The 18,554-nt window shown below is 63.2% G+C and carries 23 protein-coding genes; 15 read left to right on the forward strand and 8 right to left on the reverse strand.

Features of this window, described 5'->3' with window-relative positions; genetic code table 11:
- Positions 1 to 37: 37 nt before the first annotated feature.
- The 5 genes from JV241A_RS12235 to JV241A_RS12255 all read left to right on the forward strand — a co-directional run bounded on the left by JV241A_RS12235 (position 38) and on the right by JV241A_RS12255 (position 5,147).
- A complete protein-coding gene (locus JV241A_RS12235; protein ID WP_134062753.1) occupies positions 38 to 802 on the forward strand; it encodes a PIG-L family deacetylase in 765 nt (254 codons plus the stop codon).
- 279 nt (positions 803 to 1,081) lie between these two features.
- Positions 1,082 to 2,176 (forward strand): serine hydrolase domain-containing protein, encoded by a 1,095-nt coding sequence (locus tag JV241A_RS12240; RefSeq protein ID WP_205125911.1) that lies wholly within the window; start codon positions 1,082 to 1,084, stop codon positions 2,174 to 2,176.
- Between the two features lie 238 nt (positions 2,177 to 2,414).
- Entirely contained in the window at positions 2,415 to 3,377 is a 963-nt protein-coding gene (locus JV241A_RS12245) for an alpha/beta hydrolase (RefSeq protein WP_166675685.1), read from the forward strand.
- A gap of 13 nt (positions 3,378 to 3,390) precedes the next feature.
- Positions 3,391 to 4,599 (forward strand): saccharopine dehydrogenase NADP-binding domain-containing protein, encoded by a 1,209-nt coding sequence (locus JV241A_RS12250; protein ID WP_115086928.1) that lies wholly within the window; start codon positions 3,391 to 3,393, stop codon positions 4,597 to 4,599.
- On the forward strand, positions 4,596 to 5,147 hold the full coding sequence (locus JV241A_RS12255) for a hypothetical protein (RefSeq protein ID WP_166675686.1): 552 nt from the start codon (positions 4,596 to 4,598) through the stop codon (positions 5,145 to 5,147). Before JV241A_RS12250 ends, JV241A_RS12255 begins: the two co-directional genes overlap by 4 nt.
- A gap of 10 nt (positions 5,148 to 5,157) precedes the next feature.
- Here JV241A_RS12255 and JV241A_RS12260 read toward each other — a convergent pair whose 3' ends face one another.
- Positions 5,158 to 5,802 (reverse strand): TetR family transcriptional regulator C-terminal domain-containing protein, encoded by a 645-nt coding sequence (locus JV241A_RS12260; protein ID WP_166675687.1) that lies wholly within the window; start codon positions 5,800 to 5,802, stop codon positions 5,158 to 5,160.
- 90 nt (positions 5,803 to 5,892) lie between these two features.
- Between JV241A_RS12260 and JV241A_RS12265 the strand changes: the two genes are divergently transcribed.
- A complete protein-coding gene (locus tag JV241A_RS12265) occupies positions 5,893 to 7,419 on the forward strand; it encodes an NAD(P)/FAD-dependent oxidoreductase (protein WP_240047858.1) in 1,527 nt (508 codons plus the stop codon).
- Here JV241A_RS12265 and JV241A_RS12270 read toward each other — a convergent pair.
- Positions 7,389 to 8,303: a LysR family transcriptional regulator gene (locus tag JV241A_RS12270; RefSeq protein ID WP_134062761.1), complete on the reverse strand. Its 915-nt coding sequence runs from the start codon at positions 8,301 to 8,303 to the stop codon at positions 7,389 to 7,391. The two genes, JV241A_RS12265 and JV241A_RS12270, sit on opposite strands and share 31 nt — an antisense overlap.
- Before the next feature lie 113 nt (positions 8,304 to 8,416).
- Here JV241A_RS12270 and JV241A_RS12275 point away from each other — a divergent pair, with 113 nt between their 5' ends.
- Together JV241A_RS12275 and JV241A_RS12280 are read left to right on the forward strand one after the other, a co-directional pair.
- Entirely contained in the window at positions 8,417 to 9,613 is a 1,197-nt protein-coding gene (locus JV241A_RS12275) for an MFS transporter (protein ID WP_134062763.1), read from the forward strand.
- 9 nt (positions 9,614 to 9,622) lie between these two features.
- The gene (locus tag JV241A_RS12280) at positions 9,623 to 10,018 is read left to right on the forward strand and encodes a nuclear transport factor 2 family protein (RefSeq protein WP_134062765.1); all 396 of its coding nucleotides are present in this window, start codon (positions 9,623 to 9,625) and stop codon (positions 10,016 to 10,018) included.
- On the opposite strand, the gene JV241A_RS12285 is transcribed toward JV241A_RS12280, so the two are convergent.
- Entirely contained in the window at positions 10,019 to 10,882 is an 864-nt protein-coding gene (locus tag JV241A_RS12285) for a Ku protein (protein ID WP_115086934.1), read from the reverse strand.
- Between the two features lie 55 nt (positions 10,883 to 10,937).
- On the opposite strand from JV241A_RS12285, the gene JV241A_RS12290 reads away from it, so the two are divergent.
- The 3 genes from JV241A_RS12290 to JV241A_RS12300 all read left to right on the forward strand — a co-directional run bounded on the left by JV241A_RS12290 (position 10,938) and on the right by JV241A_RS12300 (position 12,401).
- A complete protein-coding gene (locus JV241A_RS12290) occupies positions 10,938 to 11,204 on the forward strand; it encodes a DUF4142 domain-containing protein (protein WP_233674788.1) in 267 nt (88 codons plus the stop codon).
- A 14-nt stretch (positions 11,205 to 11,218) separates the two neighbouring features.
- Positions 11,219 to 11,506: a hypothetical protein gene (locus JV241A_RS12295; RefSeq protein WP_115086936.1), complete on the forward strand. Its 288-nt coding sequence runs from the start codon at positions 11,219 to 11,221 to the stop codon at positions 11,504 to 11,506.
- A 280-nt stretch (positions 11,507 to 11,786) separates the two neighbouring features.
- On the forward strand, positions 11,787 to 12,401 hold the full coding sequence (locus JV241A_RS12300; RefSeq protein WP_115086937.1) for a Yip1 family protein: 615 nt from the start codon (positions 11,787 to 11,789) through the stop codon (positions 12,399 to 12,401).
- A gap of 20 nt (positions 12,402 to 12,421) precedes the next feature.
- On the opposite strand, the gene JV241A_RS12305 is transcribed toward JV241A_RS12300, so the two are convergent.
- Positions 12,422 to 12,694: a DUF1652 domain-containing protein gene (locus JV241A_RS12305; RefSeq protein ID WP_115086938.1), complete on the reverse strand. Its 273-nt coding sequence runs from the start codon at positions 12,692 to 12,694 to the stop codon at positions 12,422 to 12,424.
- 293 nt (positions 12,695 to 12,987) lie between these two features.
- On the opposite strand from JV241A_RS12305, the gene JV241A_RS12310 reads away from it, so the two are divergent.
- The 3 genes from JV241A_RS12310 (at position 12,988) to JV241A_RS12320 (ending at position 14,098) form a co-directional block, all read left to right on the forward strand.
- Entirely contained in the window at positions 12,988 to 13,161 is a 174-nt protein-coding gene (locus tag JV241A_RS12310; protein WP_080764720.1) for a KGG domain-containing protein, read from the forward strand.
- A gap of 49 nt (positions 13,162 to 13,210) precedes the next feature.
- Positions 13,211 to 13,771, forward strand: a complete 561-nt coding sequence (locus tag JV241A_RS12315; RefSeq protein WP_115086939.1) for an ATP-dependent Clp protease proteolytic subunit — start codon at positions 13,211 to 13,213, stop codon at positions 13,769 to 13,771.
- 99 nt (positions 13,772 to 13,870) lie between these two features.
- Entirely contained in the window at positions 13,871 to 14,098 is a 228-nt protein-coding gene (locus tag JV241A_RS12320) for a DUF6555 family protein (protein ID WP_115086940.1), read from the forward strand.
- 1 nt (position 14,099) lies between these two features.
- Here the strand turns inward: JV241A_RS12320 and JV241A_RS12325 are convergent, their stop codons facing one another.
- The 4 genes from JV241A_RS12325 to JV241A_RS12340 form a co-directional block, all read right to left on the reverse strand.
- Positions 14,100 to 15,017 (reverse strand): AlkA N-terminal domain-containing protein, encoded by a 918-nt coding sequence (locus JV241A_RS12325; RefSeq protein WP_134062767.1) that lies wholly within the window; start codon positions 15,015 to 15,017, stop codon positions 14,100 to 14,102.
- A 142-nt stretch (positions 15,018 to 15,159) separates the two neighbouring features.
- Positions 15,160 to 15,786 carry an isochorismate family cysteine hydrolase YcaC gene (gene ycaC / locus JV241A_RS12330; protein ID WP_010223830.1) on the reverse strand — a complete coding sequence of 209 codons (627 nt, stop codon included), beginning with the start codon at positions 15,784 to 15,786 and terminating at the stop codon, positions 15,160 to 15,162.
- 51 nt (positions 15,787 to 15,837) lie between these two features.
- On the reverse strand, positions 15,838 to 16,524 hold the full coding sequence (locus JV241A_RS12335) for a hydrolase (RefSeq protein WP_115086942.1): 687 nt from the start codon (positions 16,522 to 16,524) through the stop codon (positions 15,838 to 15,840).
- A gap of 89 nt (positions 16,525 to 16,613) precedes the next feature.
- The gene (locus JV241A_RS12340) at positions 16,614 to 17,504 is read right to left on the reverse strand and encodes a pirin family protein (RefSeq protein WP_115086943.1); all 891 of its coding nucleotides are present in this window, start codon (positions 17,502 to 17,504) and stop codon (positions 16,614 to 16,616) included.
- A gap of 96 nt (positions 17,505 to 17,600) precedes the next feature.
- Here JV241A_RS12340 and JV241A_RS12345 point away from each other — a divergent pair, with 96 nt between their 5' ends.
- Entirely contained in the window at positions 17,601 to 18,509 is a 909-nt protein-coding gene (locus JV241A_RS12345; RefSeq protein WP_166675694.1) for a LysR family transcriptional regulator, read from the forward strand.
- The last annotated feature ends 45 nt before the right edge of the window (positions 18,510 to 18,554 follow it).

Consider the following 18,554-nt stretch of genomic DNA (forward strand, 5'->3'; position numbering starts at 1 on the left):
GGCAATTGAGTGCAGCACCCGACGGAGGCTGGCAGCTATGACCCTGCAGCAATCGCAAAATCCGATGCGCGCACCCGGTACGCCGCTGGTGCACTGGCAATCCTCGGCGACGCTGCAGGCGGTGCCGGCCATCACCCATGCTCAACTGGTACCGGTTGGCCGCCGCCTGGTGGTGGTCGCCCCACACCCGGATGACGAGGTGCTCGGCTGCGGCGGCGTGCTGGCCGGCATGCGTGGCCGCGAGCAGGATCTGCTGCTGATCTCAGTCAGCGATGGCGAAGCCAGCCACCCTGATTCGCGCCACTGGACCAGTGAACGCCTGCGCCAGCAACGCCCGCGGGAAAGTGCCGACGCCCTGCGTCGCCTGGGCCTGGATCTGACCCGCTTGAACTGGCTGCGCCTGGGCCTGGCTGATAGCGCCGTGGCCAACCATGAACGCTGGCTGGCTGAACGCCTGGTGCAGCTGTTAAGCGCCAGCGATCAGGTACTGACCACCTGGCGCCTGGACGGCCATTGCGATCATGAGGCTGTGGGCCGCGCCTGTGCCCGGGCCTGTGAAACCGTCGGCGCGCGCTTGATCGAGGTGCCGGTCCGGGCCTGGCACTGGGCCCGTCCGAGCGATCCGCGGCTGCCCTGGCAGCGCGCCCACAAGCTGTTTCTCGACCGCGCGGTGCTGGCCCTCAAGCAGCAGGCCATCGCTGCCCATACCAGCCAGCTGCAGGCCGACGAGCAGACACCGCCGGTACTCGACCGCGAGGCGCTGGCACGGCTGCAGCAACCTTTCGAGCTGGTATTCACATGAGCGTATCGGCGAGCTATTTCGAGCAACTGGGTGATCCGACCCAGGCGTCGTGAACAGCACAGCGTAGAAGCCATAACCGCGCGGTGCACTTCTTCACAAAATCCCTCAGGTTAAAAACCATCATAACCATTATGATTTTTTCGCTTGCCTGACGCCTGTCCGACGGTTGCGCAGCATTGAACCGACACGACAGGCAGCAGGTTGAAGTTTCTCAGGTTGTTAACCAACGACCTGCAATTCTGATCGTTGCACCTGTAAAAAATCGTAAGGGAGAACACCATGGATGTCAGTTGGCTGTTTCTGAGTACGCCGGCAGCCGAACATTTTAGCCAGGTGGTTCAGACCACACCTGCGCAAGTCAAAAACGACATGGGCCGAATTTTCAAGGAGCTCTCCAGAAAAGCTGGCCCAGGTTGTGTGTTCAGTGCCGAGAAAGAGAATGCCTTTGTCATACAAGGCGCGACAGGGTTTGCTGACATCGAGAAGAAAAAGCCGCTGACTGCAGATTCGGTATTCAACCTCGCGTCCGTGTCCAAGCAATTCACCGCGTTTGCCATTCACCTCTTGGCCACTGAGAAAAAACTGTCGCTGGATGACTCTGTTCGCCAGTACGTTCCTGAACTGGGCAGCTACGCCGATCCGGTGACCCTGCGCCATTTACTCCATCACACCGGTGGCCTGCCAAGCTACGAGGACGCGGCCGAGGCGCAAGGCATACCTGATACCAAGCCACTGAGCCAGGCCACGGCGTTGCAATTGCTGGCAGCGGAGAAACAACCGTTATTCGCTCCCGGCACCCGGTTTTCGTACAGCAATACCGGCTACTTCATGTTGTCGCTGGTGGTCGAGAGGGTCAGCGGAAAAAGCATTCGCCAGTTCTCCGAACAGGCCATCTTCAAGCCGCTGGAGATGAACCACACCCAGATCGTCGACACCTACCCTTTGACCTTCGAGGTCGCCCGCGGCTACAAGCGCTCGTTCTGGGGGGGCGCTCGATTGTATGAAAGCCCGTGGGAGGTGACCGGCGACGGACAAGTGCACTCCACCGTCGGTGACTTGATGAAATGGGGCGCCAATCTGCAAAACGGTACTGTCGGTGGCCCCAACCTGTTGGCCGTCATGTCCAGAGCCGGCCCACGGGTCGCCATCGATCATGAGGATTATGCGATGGGCTTGTCGCCCAAACTGTACAAAGGGACGCGGCTGCTCGAACACTCAGGCGGCTGGGCCGGTTACTCGACTCAGTTCCTGGATTTCCCCGACGCCCATATCACCGTCGCAGTCCTGTGCAACGCAGAAGACCTCGATGCCGCAACCTACAGCGAGAAAATCGCCGATGTACTGGCCGTGGAAAAGTGGGCCAGCGCGCGTTAAGCAGGCGCCCTGAATCTGTTGCTCAGCCATGAACCGCCGGCCTGCCACGCCTTGTGGCAGCTCGGCGGCTGATTACCTGCCCCGCCCCCAGGCCGTCAGGGCCGCTGCCAGCCTTGCCGTTTGACCATGGCCCTTGCCGGCCGGCTTGAGATGTTTGGCCTGCTGCTTGCGAAAAACATAATAACCGTTATGATCTTTTTTGTTGAGCCGTGTTGTCCATCCACAGCGGAGAACGCCATTGACCCCTCACCCGAGATTTGCCCGCATCGGCCGCATCACCCTCGCCTACGAGACCCTCGGGCCCGAACATGCGCCACCGGTGCTGTTGGTCCATGGCCTTGCCCAGCAGCTGACCGCATGGCCCGACGCGCTGGTACACAGCCTTGTCAAAGCGGGCTTTCGGGTGATCCGTTTCGACAACCGCGACATCGGCAAGTCCAGCCGCATGTGCGGTACACCGCACCTGGCCTGGCACTACCTGAACGCACAGGTTGGCCGCCGCAGCCGCGCGCCCTACTCGCTGGATGACATGGCCCATGACACGCTGGGCTTGATCGACAGTCTCAAGCTGGGCCCGGTGCACCTGGTCGGCGCATCGATGGGCGGCATGATTGCCCAGATCGTCGCCGCGCGTTTTCCCTATGCGGTGCGTTCACTGACCTCGATCATGTCCAGCTCCGGTGATCGACGCCTGCCCAACGCCCGTGCCGACGTGCGCAAGCTGTTGCTCAACCCGGTGCGCCAAACCTCCTTGCAGCGCGAGATCGACCATAACCTGCAGCTTTGGGAGCTGATCGCCAGCCCAGGCTACCCGACACCACGCGAACAATTGCGAGCGCGGCTTGAAGACGATCTCAGGCGCAACGCACCTGCGGCCGGAGGCATCGAACGACAGTTCGCCGCGATCCTGGCCTCGGGGTCGCGCGTGCCGTTGCTGTCGCAGATCGACACCCCCACCCTGGTGCTGCATGGCCTGGAAGACCCGCTCATACCTTTCGAGGCCGGACGCAGCACCGCCGAGCACATCCCCGATGCGGTGTTCGAAAGCATCGCCGGAATGGGTCACGACCTTCCAGCGGCACTCCTGCCGACACTGGCTGAGCGCCTGCTCAAGCATTTTCGCCAAGCCGTTCGCGCACAGCTGCCCCCTCTGCAGTCGCGGCAGTGCGCCAAGCCCCTGACCTACAACAAAACCAACTGACAGGAACACGACCATGAAGGTGATTGCATTAGGCGGCTGTGGCCATATGGGCCGGCATTTTGTCGAGACGGCGATCCAGCTCCAGGCCTTTTCCTGGCTGACGGTAGCCGACCGCAACGCCGAGGAGGCGCTACGCTACGTGGCCAGCCTGGGCCGATCGAACATTGATGCGCTGCAGGTCGATGCGCGCAATCCCGAGGCCCTCACCCGGGTCTTGCGCAACTACGATGTGGTGGTCTCGACCATCGGGCCTTACTACCTGTTTGGTACGACGGTGCTGCAATGCGCCATCGACGCGGGCTGTCACTACATCGATATCTGTGATGACCCCGAACCCACCCTGGCAATGCTCGACCTCGATGCGCGTGCACAAGCCGCGAACATCACCGCCATCGTCGGCATGGGCGCCAGCCCAGGCGTGGCCAACCTGCTGGCCAGCAAAGCCATCCGCCAGGTCGGTGCCCCGCACCGCGTGGTCACCACCTGGGGCAGCGCCTCGCGTGCCAAGGAAGCAGCCAGTCACGATACCGACATGGGCGCGGCACTCGATCACTGGGTCGAACAACTGACCGGCAACATCCCGGTGTTTCGCGGTGGTCGCATCGCCAGCGGCCTGCCATTGACCGAAATAGACCTGCTGGTGCCCGGCATCGGTGCGGTGCGCGCCCATACGGTGGGGCATCCGGAACCTGTGACCTTGCCGACGACTTTCGCCTCGATCCGCGAATGCGCCAACGCGATGGTGTTTTCCAACAGCCTGATCAGTCTGCTGAAGTTGATCCAGGCCCGCGTCGACCAGCGCGGCCACAGTGTCAGCCAAGCGGCGTCCGAATTGCGCAAAGTCGCGCTGAACAACGACCTTTCGGGCCTGAGCCTGGGTGAGTCCCTGTCCCTGCTAGTGGGTTCGGCAAAAGAAAGTCTGTTTGGCCGGCGTTACATTCCAGCGGAAATGTCCGCTATCGCCGAAGGCCTGAGCCAGGGCCGGCGACATGTGTGCAGCGCCTGGATCAATGGCGAAATCCCCGGCGGCATGGGGCCCAACACCTGCATTCCGACGGCAGTAGCCCTGCTCATGCTGGTGCAGGGCAAAATCAGCCGCAAAGGTGCGTTCGCCCCCGAGGCCGGCATCGATGCCGACCAGTTTTTCACCTTGCTGCAGCCCTTCATCAAGGCCGAGGATACCCAGCAACCGGTGATCACGCTGCGTGAGGTCGTACTGTGAAAGGCGCGCCGCCGGGGCTGGTGTTGACCCGCGAACGCCAAGCCATGCTGACGGAGCTTGAACAACTGCTGGAACAGCCGGTGCACGCCTATGTCTGGGCCTTTCGCCAGATCCACCCCGGCTGGCTACTGTTCTTCAGCTTCATGACTTCACAGGTCATCAACGAACTCATCATCTACGAGCTTTTCGAGGCGCGTGGCCGCTACGGCATCGAGCGCACCCTGTTTGAAATCATCTCGCCGCTGCTGCTGTGGTTTCTGCTCGACACGGCCATCCAGCTCGCCTTGACGCTGGCCGGCCGTGGCCATCGCCTGCTGGTACAGACGTTGAATGGCGAACTGCTGGTGTTTCATCGCCGGCTCTTCAGCGCCAGGCCCGAACGCCTGGAGCGGCGCATCAAGGGTTCATTGGCGCTGAATGCGCAACTGATGGGCTTTGCGATAGACCGCCTGGACACCGACATCGGGCGCTTTTACGTGTGGGGCCGTTGGCGCGACGTGCGGGTGCTGATGCGGCCTGCCAGGGAGGCTTGCGATGCGCACCACTGAAGCGTACGCCTCAGGCCTGTGGGGTGAGAAACGCCGCGATGTGGCGCGTGACCAGCATGCGCTGCTGCTCAGGATCAAAGCGCTCGGGATCGATGACTCGCCCAACGCCCAGGCCGTCGGCCAGGGCAACCATGGCATCGGCTTCGAGCTTCAGGTCGAGGCCGGCCCGGATCGCCTTTTGCGCCTGCAGGCGGGTCAGTTCGTCGACCAGCGCACTGCGCATGAAGGCATACCGCCGTTGGTGTTCGGCACCCAGTTTTTCATTGCCCACGCACGTACGCAGGAACGCCAGCCAGATACGCCAGGCAGTTTCACCGGCCTCATCGAGCGGCAACGAGGCGTGCAGGATGCACTCCAGGCGAGCGATACCCTCGACACCTTCAAGGCACTGGGTCACCTCCTCGACCATGCCGGTAATGAGGTGGTCCAGCGCATACAGAAGCACTTCGTCCTTGGTCCTGAAATAGTGCACGACCGCCCCGGTGGTGGCCTGCAGTTCACCCGCTATCTCGCGGATCGTGACGTTCTCGACCCCCACACGAAGAATCGCTCGCCACGTGGCCTCCAGCACCTCCTGGCGCTTGCGTTCATTGTTGGAAACCGCAGCGCCCGCCTTGCGTCGGGTGCGGGCCGGGGCTTCTCGGGATATCGCCATGGGCATTGATCTCGCTGTTGGCAGGTTCGACTCGTCGCACATCATAACAATGATGATCAAACAATAAGATGCTCGATAACGGAGAACGCTGTGATCAATCAACCAAGAGCCAAGCTTTCGACGGAACTGGACGCCGACGTGATCATCGTCGGCAGCGGCTTCTCCGGGCAGTGCATGGCGATCAAGCTTCGCGAGGCCGGTTTCCACTCCGTATTGCTTCTGGAGCGCGGCGCCACGGTGGGCGGCACCTGGCGTGACAATCACTACCCCGGCGCAGCCTGCGACATCCCTTCGCACCTGTATTCCTTCTCGTTCATGCTCAACCCGAATTGGTCACGCACCTATCCGGGCCAGGCCGAAATCCTCGGTTATCTGCATGCCACTGCCGAACGGCACGGGTTGCTCGAACACATGCGTTTCAACACCCTCGTCAGCGGCGCAAGCTTTGATGCGGGCCGCCTGACCTGGCAGGTAGAAACCGACGGTGGGCCACTACGCTGCCGCTTCCTGATCCTGGGTACCGGCGGTTTGAGCGAGCCTGTGGTACCCCGCCTGGCGGGGCTGGACACCTTTGCGGGACGCACCTTCCACTCGGCGCGCTGGGACCACGACTATGCCCTGCAAGGCAAGCGCGTGGCGGTGATCGGCAGCGGAGCCAGCGCCATCCAGTTCGTGCCGCAGATTGCGCCGCGCGTCGAGCGGCTCAGTGTGTTCCAACGCACCCCGGCGTGGATCGTACCGCGCCAGGACCGCCCGTTCAGCGCCTTGCAAAAAGCGCTTTACCGCTACCTGCCGGGGGTGATGCGGCTCAAGCGCTGGGGCATTCACTGGCTGAACGAAGTGCAGGCCCTTGGCACGGTGGTCGACCCCAAGTACATGGCCCTGGGTGAGAAAATCGCGCTTCAACACCTGCACCGGCAAGTCGCCGACCCCCAGCTGCGGGCCCGCCTCACGCCCGACTATGTGATGGGTTGCAAGCGCATCCTGATCTCTGATGACTGGTACCCCGCCCTGCAACGGGCCAATACCTCGCTGGTGAGCGATGCCATCGAACGCATCACCCCCACCGGCGTCTTGACCTGCGATGGCCGCTTGCACGAAGTCGACGCGATCATCTTCGGTACCGGCTTCCAGGCCACCGAAGCGCTCGGCAAGCTGCGTATTCGCGGGCGCCTGGGACGTGAACTGAACGAGGTCTGGGCCCAGGGTGCCGAAGCCTATGTCGGCGCCAGCGTCAACGGCTTTCCCAACCTGTTCCTGATCACCGGGCCGAACACCGGATTGGGGCATAACTCGATGGTGTTCATGATCGAGGCAAACGTGGCACACATCGTCGGTGCGCTGAAAGCTGCCCGGCAAGCCGATGCCCAGGTAGTAGAGGTCAAGCGTGAGGTCCAGGCGCGCTACAACCAGAATCTGCAGCGGCGCCTGGAAAAATCGGTCTGGGTGACCGGCTGCAAGAGCTGGTACCAGGACAAGGCCAGCGGCAAGGTCACCACGCTCTGGCCTGGTTTCAGTACTCAGTATTGGGCAATCGCCCATCGCTTCAAGGCTGACGACTACCTGCTGCTGGCAGCAGGTTCGCCTCAGGCCCCCGCGCCCGTTTCGGCGAGGTAAGCCTTGATGAAATCGATCCAGGCACGGACCTTGCGCGGTACATGGCGGCTTGCCGGATACAACGCGTAGACACTTTGTCGGGCGAAGCGGTAAGCGGGCAACGCATCGAGCAACTGTCCACTCGCCAGGTCATCGGCCACCAGCCATTCCGGCAGCAAGGCGACACCCGCACCCTGCACGGCGAAAGCACGCAGGATTGACGCGTTATCGGACACCAGCAAGGGCGTGCCGTGCGTCTCAAACACCGCACTGCGGCCAGCGTCCCCCTGCAGTTCCCAGCGGCTGTTCTGCTCGAAGCGGCTGTGCACCAGCTGCGCCACGGCGGCCAGGTGCGAAGGTGAGTCGATGATCTGCCGGCCATGGGCGGCCAGCAGGCTGGGCGCCAGCACCAGGCGCACGTCGTAAGTGGCCAGGCACACGCCACGGTAGCTGGAGTCCTGGGCCTGGCCCAGGCGGATGGCGACATCGAAACGCTCGCGCACCAGGTCGACCTGGGACGTGTGGGTTTCCAGGCGCACGCTCAGGTCAGGGTGCAACCGGCAGAACGCCTGCAACGCCGGGGCGAGGACTTTCAGCCCGTACTCGACGGTGGAGGTAATGCGCAGGCTGCCCTGCAAGCCAGCATGCTCGGCGCGCGCCTCGTCGATGGCGACGCGCGCATCTTCGACCACCTGCAGGCAGCGCTGGTAAAAGCGCTCGCCGGCATCAGTGAGGGCAATTCGGCGGGTGGTGCGGGTCAGCAAGGTCACGCCCAGTTCAGCTTCCAGCTGCTTGATGCTGAAGCTGACGGCGGCGCGGGTTTGCTGCAGGCGCTCGGCGGCGCCGGTGAAGGAGCCGGCCTGGACCACCGCGCAGAACAGTTCGAATCGGTCGAGACTGACCATGCAATGCCTTCGCCATTGTCAAAATAATTTGACCAATCTGCCGGTTTTTTGCGTCTTATTCAAGCACCTGCAAGCCTCTAGACTGCGCCTTTCTCCGGCCCGTCGAACTGCTCATGCCCTATCGCTCGAAAGTCACCCTGATCTATTTGCTGGGTTTCACCCTCGACCTGCTCAACATGTTCGCCCTCAACGCCGCCTACCCGGCGCTGGGCCAGGAACTGCACGCCTCGGTGGCGCAACTGAGCTGGACCAGCAACCTGTACATGCTCGGCCTGACCCTGGTGATACCGCTGGGCACCTGGATGGCCGCACGGCTGGGCGAACGCCAGACACTGCTGCTGTCGCTGGCGCTGTTCGGCCTGGGCTCGGCACTCGCCGGCAGCGCCGGCACCATCGACAGCCTGCTTGGCTGGCGGTTGTTGCAAGGGCTCGGTGGTGGCTTGTTGATTCCGGTAGGCCAGGCCATGGCTTATCGCTTGTATGCGCCTGAGCAACGCCACCACCTGACCTCGCTGGTAATGATGGTAGCCCTGCTGGTACCGGCCTTGTCGCCGGCACTGGGTGGCGTGGTGGTCGATCAGGGCTCGTGGCGGTGGATCTTCTTTGCCATGCTGCCGCTGACGTTAATGGCTGGCGTACTGGTGCTGGCCTGGCTGCCTGCAAACCAGCCGTTACCGGCCCCTCAGCCAATCCTTGACCTGCACCTGCTCGGCCAGCCGCTGCTGCGTACGGCGATGCTGGTCTACCTGTGCGTGCCGGGCGTGTTCATCGGCGCCAACCTGGTCGCAGCCCTGTACCTGCAACAACGCCTTGGGCTTAGCGCCACGGCCACCGGAGCGCTGATGTTGCCCTGGTCGCTGGGCGCCCTGGGCGCCATTGCTTTTGTGCGCTGGCGTTTCAACCTGACCGGGCCCAAGTGGCTGCTGAGCGCCGGCATACTGATCCAGTGCGCCGCACTCCTGTGGCTGGCCTTGCCCTGGGTAGCCGCGCATCACGCCTGGCTGGCGCTGATCTTCGCCCTGCTTGGGCTGGGCAGCAGCCTGTGCAGCAGCAGTGCGCAAAGCCTGGCGTTCCTGGCCATAGCGCCGGAGCAGATGGGCCAGGCCAGCGCCCTGTGGAACCTCAACCGGCAACTGAGTTTCTGTCTCGGTGTGGCCGTGCTCGGCGCTGTGCTCAATCAGCTGCTGCCGGCGCCGCAAGCGTTTGCGCACACGTTCATCCTGGCCGCGCTGCTAACCCTGCTACCGCTGCCAATGGTTTTCAAACTGCCCGGGACTCGCGCCCTGGGGCTTATCACCCGCACTCACTGAGACCTGCCCATGAGCCAACGCAACCCCGCCTTCAAGGAAGTCCTCGATGCCCACGTCGCCATCCAGCAATGGTTGTCCGGCACTGCCCCGGCCGATCGGTTCGATGCGCTGATGGCGCGTTTCAGCCCGCTGTATTCGATGATCACCCTGCCCGGCCAGGTGCTCGATTACCAAGGCCTGCGCGCGCTGTTTCAGCAAGCCCACGGCAAGCGTGCAGGTCTGGAAATAAGCATCGATGAACTGCACCTGATCGCCGAAGGCCCGAGCCTGGCGGTGGTCGGTTATCGCGAGTGGCAGGCCGATGCCGCAGGCAACCGCTCAGTACGCCGTTCGACCGTGGTGTTTGAACGCGCCAATGGCGCCTTGCGCTGGCGCCATCTGCACGAAACGCAGGCATCCGGCTGATCAGGCCTTTTTGCGCGGCTTGCTGGTGCCCGCGGGCTTTTTCGCCGCTGGCGCCGCTTTCTTCGCCGCCGGCTTGCGCCCACCCAGGCTGCGTTTGAGCAGTTCGGTGAGGTCGATGATGTCGGCGCTTTTCTGTTCGCCTTCGCCTTCCAGCGGCTCGACCGTGGCGATCTTGCCCTGGCTGGCTTTTTCTTCGACCAGGCTCATGATGGTGTCCTTGAAGTCATTGCGGTAATCCTCCGGCGTCCAGTGCCCGCTCATGTCCTCGACCAAGCGCTTGGCCATCTGCAGCTCGCGCTTGTCGATACTCGCGTCGCGCACGCTGGCATCCAGTTCCAGGCTGTCCAGACCACGCACTTCCTCAGGCCAGCGCAGGATGATCATCACCATGGCATCCTCCAGCGGGCGCAGCAGCGCGAGGTGCTGCTGGGTGTGCAGCACCACCTTGGCCAGGGCGACCTTACCGGTGCTCTCGAGGGTTTCGCGCAGCAACGCGTACACCTTGCCGCCGCGACGGTCGGGGCTCAGGTAGTACGGGGTAGCAAACTGCTGCAGGGGGACTTCGCCGCTGTCGACGAAAGAAAAGATATCGATGGTCTGGGTCGCCTCCGGCCGGGCCTGGCGGATCTCCTCTTCGCTGATCACCACGTACTGGCCCTTCCGGTACTGCACGCCCTTGACGATATGCTCACGGGCGATCTCCTTGCCAGTGACCTTGTTCACCCGCTTGTAGCCCACCGGCTCCATGCTGCGCTCGTCGAGCCAGTCGAAGTCGACCCGGTCGCTGCTGATCGCGGTACTCAACGACACCGGGATGTGCACCAGGCCGAAGCTGATTGCACCTTTCCAGATGGCTCTGGCCATGACGTTCTCCCACAGGCAATTGAAAGGCCCTTTGTCAGTCTGACTGCGCCGGGCCGTGAAGGTTTGCCGCAGCCCGCACCAGGGCCACAAGATCCAGACCCGCCAGCTGCCTTTGGAAAAAACCGAATCGGCTGAAGTAAAGGCGTTTGCCCCGCAGATGATCAAGGATCACACTAAAGCCAATCAGCACCTGCTCGATCTTGCCAAACAGCACGATTTCAGCGTCCCGGATGACGCCCATGAACAGGCGGTGCGCCTGTTCGATGAAGAGAGCCGGTCCACCTCGGACCCTGACGAGCAGAATGCGCACCGCCCGAACTGAAGGAGGCCTCTGGTATGAGAAAGGTCAGCCCGGCCTGCCCGACCTGCCTGCAGATCGATTTTGTCCAGGACACGCTGTTCGGCCCCGTGGCCCACAGCGCCGAATGCGAGGTGCAACTGGCGCCGCTGAACATCAACGGCCTGCCGGGTTTGCGCATGCAGGTGCGGGCGCCCGTGCCCGCCAAGCTCGAGCGCTCGCACAGCGTGGCGTTTGTCTGGGAAGGCCGTACCTATCGCGGGATCGTCCAGTATCACCGGCGCTGTGATGACGGCGGCTTGCAGCTGCAGCTGGAACTGCAGTAACCGCTTCGCTGGCAAGCCAGCCACCACAGGTCCGGCTTACACAAACCGATTGTGGGAGCTGGCCTTGCCAGCGATGGGCCCAGCGTGGTCGTCAGCCCTGCGGCTTGGCCGCACAGCCACAACCACTGCCGTTGCACGGCCTGCCGGACAGATGGTGGTCGTCACTTGTCAGTGACCGGACGCTGCGGTGAGTGGTTCAAAAAAAATGAAACCCCAACGCCGCCCAGGCCTCCATAGAACAGGGAGAGGTGTTTCCTGCCCTGCTTACCCGGAGGTCACCATGAGTACCCATCTGGTTCAACTGTTCACCCACCCCGATGACGCCTGGATGGAAATCCGCCAGGAAGAAGAACTGCACCCGCGTCACTACCTGCCGCACCTGCTGCTGATGGCGCTGATTCCCGCCTTGTGCCTGTTCATCGGTACCACCAGCGTGGGCTGGAGCCTGGCCGGTACCGAGCGGGTACGCCTGAGCGTGGCCAGCGCCGCCGAGCTCGGCGTGTTGCTGTACGCCTGCAGCGTGGTCGGGGTGATGATCATGGGCGGGTTCATTCGCTGGATGTCGCGCACCTTCGATGCGCGGCCAAGCCTGAACCAGTGCATCGGCTTTGCCGCCTATACCGCCACGCCGTATTTCGTTGCCGGTATCGCCGGGCTCTATCCCGGACGCTGGCTGGCGCTGATCGTGCTGGGCGCGGCTTCGGCCTATGCGACCTTCCTGCTCTACGTCGGCCTGCCAACCTTCCTGCGCCTGCGCAAGGAAGACGGCCTGTTGTATTCGACCAGTGTGTGGGCGGTCGGGCTGCTGGTGCTGGTGACCATCCTGGTGTCGATGATTCTGTTCTGGTTCAACGTGCTCAGCCCTGAATACCTGCGCCCGGCCAGCCTTGGCTAACCGGTGGCAGACTGCGTGGTTCAGGCCATCGCCTGGGGTTTGAACGGAATCTGGCTACGCCCCAGGCGCTGTTCTTCGCGCACCTGGGCAACCAGGGTGGCAAGCTCGTGGCAGGTGGTCAGGCTGTGCACATGGATACCTGTGACGGTCAGGCAATCGCCCAGGCTATCGCCCTGCCCCAATTGAATGGTCAGGTGCTCGCCATCGGCGCAGGATACGACACAGCGATCAGGCAGGAACGCCTGTTCGATCAGATGGCACAACTCAAGGGTGGAAACTCCAATCAGTGACATGCTGCGATCCTCGTATCGGAGGGCCCGACTATTGAGTTAGTACCCAGCCAGTCCTCGATGCCAATTGAATTTGCCGATGCCGCGCCGTTGCCCCCATGCAGTGCAGCAATGATCTCTCGGAAGAGCCGTCTGCCCTTGGCCAAGTTCCAGGTATTCGGGCCTGTGGCAGATGAACGGCATGCCTTTACCGTTCGTCTCGCATCGCTGAAATATTTAAAACTTTGCCCACGGCGGTCGCCTCCCAACCTGTGTAAGGCAAACGCCTTGCGAATATTCACAAGAGGAAGAGAATCATGGCTAACAAAGGCACTTCGAATCCCGGGAATTTCGCTAACGACAAGCAAAAAGCGTCTGATGCCGGGAAAAAAGGTGGCCAGGCCTCCGGCGGTACCGCAGGTGGCCAGACCCGCAAGCCTGACATGGACAAAGACCAGGCCCGCAAACCAAGTGGTGGCGGCCGTAGCTAACGGACGAAAGACCGGCGCACTGCACGTGCGTCGGTCCTGAGGCACTGCAATGAGCCAACAGGTGATCCACTTTCATTGCCAGATCGACCAGGACACCACCGAGCGCTTTCGCGACCGGTGCCTGCAGGCCGTCGATGACGGTGCTACCTCGTTGCTGCTGTTTCTCTCGACCACTGGCGGCAGCACCAACTTCGGATTCTCGCTGTACAGCTTTCTCAAGTCCTTGCCGGTGCCGCTTTGCGCAGTCAATGCCGGCAACATCGAGTCCATGGGCATCATCATGTACCTGGCCGCCGCCGAGCGTGTCGCCGCTCCCCATTCTCGCTTTCTCATCCATCCCATGACCTGGCACTTCAGCCAGAGCGCGGTGGACCATTCGCGCCTGCGTGAATACCTGTCGAGCCTGAACAACGACCTGGAGCGCTACGTGCGTATATTCGAACTGGAGACCGCCCAGGCCGAGCGCAAGCTGGACATCTTTCATTGCCTGTCGACCGAAGAAAAAGTCATCCCCGCCTACGACTCGCTGCCCTACGGCATTGCCCATCGCCTGGAGCAGGTGGTGTTTGAAAAGGACGCCCGGCACCTGACCGTCAGCGGCGCCCATTGACCAGGGAAATCCGATGGAATTTTTTCCATCGCCCAGCACTCACTAGAGGCATTGAAGGGATTTTCTTGGTCACTGCTCTGTAAGGATCCTGCCAGCCCCATGAACAACGCAAAACTATTCGTCATCGACTATCAGCTGCACGGCGATCACAAGTCTTTCATCATCCGCGCCGAGACGATGGACAACGCCGAAGCCTGGCACTGGGCAAGCTGCGACGCCGGGCTCGGTCGAATAGGCCGCTACGGCCGCGAGAAGGTCAGGAAAGTCAGCAAGCCCCTGGCCGAGCGCTACGGCATTACCGATGTGAAGTGGCGCCAGTCCAGCTAAGTCAGCTCAATGACGCCCACAGGTGCTGGGCGGCATAGGCGCGCCACGGGCTCCAGGCCTGAGCACGCTGGGCCAGTTTTGCGTCGGCGCCTTCAAGCAGGCGCAAGGCCTTGATCAGGGCCACATCCCCCAGCGGCAAGGCGTCGGCCGCGCCCATCTGGCGCAGGGCCAGATAGTGGGCGCTCCACGGGCCGATGCCGCGCAAGCGGCACAGCCGCTGGACCCAGGCCTCCAGATTGCGCTCAGGGCGTAACAGCTGCGGGTCCTCCAGCAATGCCCGGGCCAGGGTCGACAAGGTCAAGGCCCGCGAGCGCGGCATGCCCAGGCCACTGAGGTCGGCGTCAACAATGGCCTCGGCCCTGGGGAACACATGGGTCAAGCCGGGCCACTGCTGGACATGCGCGGGGAGTCGCTGGCCGTAACCCGCCACCAGGCGCCCGGCCAGGGTGATAGCACCGGCCACACTGATCTGCTGGCCCAGCACGGTGCGCATGGCCTGCTCGAACGCGTCCCAGCCGCGCGGCACACGCAGCCCCGGACGCAGGTTGATCAGTTGCGCCATCAACGGGTCACGACTGAGCTGTGCCTGGATCTTGTGCAGTTCGGCATCCAGATCAAACACCCGTCGGACCCTGGCCAGCAAACCCGGCAGTGCTCGCGCAGAAGCACCGACCACGGTGACCTTCAGCCGGGACCCACGCGCCTGAGACACCTGGACGATGCCCTGGCCCTGGGCGAGATCAAAACTGCGCGTATACACCCCCGCCGCCACCGTCTCGACCCCGGTGATCGCCCGCGCGGCAAGAAACCCCAGCAGCGATGGCCAGTGCAACGGTGGCTGATAGGGCAGCCAGAAGCTGATGACGCTGCCGGGCCGCACGGTGCGACGATGGCCAGCGAAGGTGGGAGGAGGTTTCATGCGCTGATCATCACCTGCGCAAACGTCACCACACCAGCGGTTTCGCAGAATTTCGGCACCGCAAAGGTCTGCCCTTCAGGGCGATGTCGAGACGACGACGGCCGGGCTACGCTAGCGCCCGGCCGCCGATCGGTTAACGGCGTTACTTGCCGTTGGTGAGGGTGTTGTAGCTGGTCATCAGGTTGCGGTAGTCGGGGATGTGGTTGGAGAACAAGGTACCCAGGCCTTCGATGTCGTTGCGCCAGTCGCGGTGCAGCTCACAGGCCAGGCCGAACCAGGTCATCAGTTGGGCGCCGGCTTGCGACATGCGATTCCAGGCCGAGTCGCGGGTCAACTCGTTGAAGGTGCCGGAGGCATCGGTGACCACGAACACGTCAAAGCCTTCTTCCAGGGCCGACAGCGCCGGGAACGCCACGCATACTTCAGTTACCACACCGGCGATGATCAGTTGCTTCTTGCCGGTGGCCTTGACCGCCTTGACGAAGTCTTCGTTGTCCCAGGCGTTGATCTGCCCCGGACGAGCGATGTACGGCGCCTCGGGGAACTGCGCCTTGAGCTCGGGCACCAGCGGGCCGTTGGGGCCGGTTTCGAAGCTGGTGGTGAGGATGGTCGGCAGCTTGAAGTACTTGGCCAGGTCGCCAACGGCCAGCACGTTGTTCTTGAACCGGTCCGGGTCGATGTCTCGAACCAGCGACAGCAGGCCGGTCTGGTGGTCGACCAGCAGGACGGCGGCGTTGTTCTTGTCCAGGCGGACGTAGGGCTTGGTCATGGTCTTACTCCTTGCATTGAGACGCCGGTGCCGGGCACCGGACATGAGGGATCAGCGTTGGGAATCGAGCAGTTCGTTGTCGCGTGCGACCTGTTGCGCCTTGAGATAGCTTTCGATCAGCAACTGGTAATGCGGGAACACAGCGCTGTAGGCTTCGGCCCATTGCTGGGCGTCTTCACGGTTCCAGGTACGCTGGACTTCCGAGCACACCGCGGCGGTGTCCATCGGCACCACGCCGGCCTGCATGATGCGCGCCAGGGTGATTTCCTGAGCCATCTTCGAATAGGTGCCGCTGGCATCGATCACCGCAAATACCTTATAGCCCGCATTGACCGCGCTGATGCTCGGGAAGGCCATGCACACACTGGTGATGGTGCCGGCGATGATCAACGTCTTGCGTCCGGTCTGCTCTACCGCGGCAACGAACTCGGGATTGTCCCAGGCGTTGATTTCACCTTTGCGTGCCACGTACCGGGCGTGGGGGGCGGCTTCATGGATTTCCGGGATCAGCGGGCCGTTGGGACCTTGCGGCACGGAAGCGGTGGTGATGACCGGGATCTTGGCGAGCGATGCGATCTTTGCCAGGGTAATGGCGTTGGCCCGCAGCTCGGTCATGGGCATGTCCTTGACCGTCTGGAACAGGCCGCTCTGATGGTCGATCAACAGCATCGCGGCGTCATCGGGGTCGATGCGCGGCACCTGGCCGTTGAAGTTGGCAACGTTGGCAAAAGTACTCATGGCACGTTCTCCTTCGGGATCAGGCTGGGCGTTTTGCGCGCAGCCCGGGTCGAAGGCCGACCCTGCGGCCGACCTTCGGGTTAATGAGACTAGTTGTGGTGTCGCGGACCGGCCTGCCCGCTCATCTGGCCGAAGCGCCCGGCGCGGAAATCGTCGAAGGCTTCGGCGATTTCGGCATCACTGTTCATCACGAACGGGCCGTAACCGACAATTGGCTCATCCAGCGGCTCGCCGCTGAGCAGCAGCACCGACACATCGCTTTGCGCTTCGAGCAGCAGCTCGTCACCGGCGCGGTCGAACAGCACCAGTTGCGCGGCACCGACCTGACGCTCGCCGTTGACCAGCAACTGACCGCGCAACACCACCAGCGCGGTACTGCGCCCGGCGGCACTGGGCAGGCGCACGGGCGCGCCGGCCTTGAGCTGCAGGTCCCAGACATCCATGGGCGAGAAGGTCTGGGCCGGGCCCTGGTGGCCGCGGAACGCACCGGCAATCACCCGCAGGCTGCCGGCACCGTTGCCCAGCGGCACCACCGGGATGTCGGTGCCGAGCAAGGTCTGGTAGCCGGCGGGCGCCGATTTGTCCTTGGCCGGCAGGTTGACCCACAACTGGACCATCTCCAGGGTGCCGCCTTGGGCGGCGAAGGCTGGCGAGTGGAACTCCTCATGGAGAATCCCGCCGGCGGCGGTCATCCACTGCACATCGCCCGGGCCGATCAGGCCGCCGGCGCCGGTGGAGTCGCGGTGCTCCAGTTCGCCCTGGTAGACGATGGTCACGGTTTCGAAACCGCGATGGGGGTGCTGGCCGACCCCGCGACGTGCCGTGGTCGGGGTGAAGTCGTGGGGGCCGGCATAGTCCAGCAGCAGGAACGGGCTGATGTGCTGGGCCAGGTTGTCGTAGGTGAACAGGCTACGGACCGGGAAGCCATCACCCACCCAATGTGGGTGCGGGCTGCTGTAGACGCCTTGGATCTTTTTCATCAGATGCCTCCTCTCGTGCATGGCTATAACCATACGAGCGCAACGACATCGGCGGTAGATCAGTTAAACTGCCTTCAGCGTTCCATATGGAGAACACTGATGGAAGACCTCAACGACCTTTACTACTTTGCCCAGGTGGTCGATCACGGCGGCTTCGCCCCGGCCGGTCGCGCCCTGGACATGCCCAAATCCAAGCTCAGCCGGCGCATCGCCGGGCTGGAAGAACGCCTGGGCGTGCGCCTGATCCAGCGCTCGACCCGGCACTTCTCGGTGACCGAAATCGGCCAGGCCTACTACCGCCATTGCGTGGCCATGCTGGTGGAAGCCGAAGGCGCCGCCGAGTTGATCGAGCGCAACCGCGCCGAGCCGCAAGGCATCGTGCGCTTGAGCTGCCCCACTGCCCTGCTGGATTTCTGGGTCGGGGCCATGCTCACCCGCTTCATGGTCCAGTGCCCGCTGGTGCAGCTGCATATCGAAAGTACCAACCGCCAGGTCGACCTGATCCAGGAAGGTATCGACATCGCCCTGCGCGTACGCGTGCCGCCACTGGAAAGCAGCGACCTGGTGATGAAGGTGCTGGCGCGTAGCACCCAATACCTGGTGGCCGCGCCCTCCTTGCTCGAGCGCCTGCCACAGCGCCCGGTGCCGGCTGACCTGAGCGCCCTGCCCAGCCTGCACTGGGGTTACCCGCAGCGCGATTACCACTGGCACCTGCTCGGCCCCGACGGCGCCCGTGCCAGCCTGCGGCACAACCCGCGGCTGGTGACCGATGACCTGATCGTCTTGCGCCAGGCGGCGGTGGCTGGCGTGGGGGTGGTGCATTTGCCGCTGGTGGTCATACGCGAAGAACTCGAAGCCGGGCGGCTGGTGCAAGCCACGCCGAACTGGGCACCGGAGTGCGGCGTGGTGCACGCGGTATTCGCCTCGCGGCGCGGGTTGCTGCCGTCGGTGCGCAGCTTGCTGGATTTTCTCGCGGCGGAGTTCGAGGCCAGTGATATCGCCTGACTGTGGGGGCTGGCGTGCCGGCGATCGAGCGCGCAGCGGTCGCAG

The sequence above is a fragment of the Pseudomonas sp. JV241A genome, from assembly GCF_900275665.1.
In the GTDB taxonomy this organism is placed as follows: Bacteria; Pseudomonadota; Gammaproteobacteria; order Pseudomonadales; family Pseudomonadaceae; genus Aquipseudomonas; species Aquipseudomonas wadenswilerensis.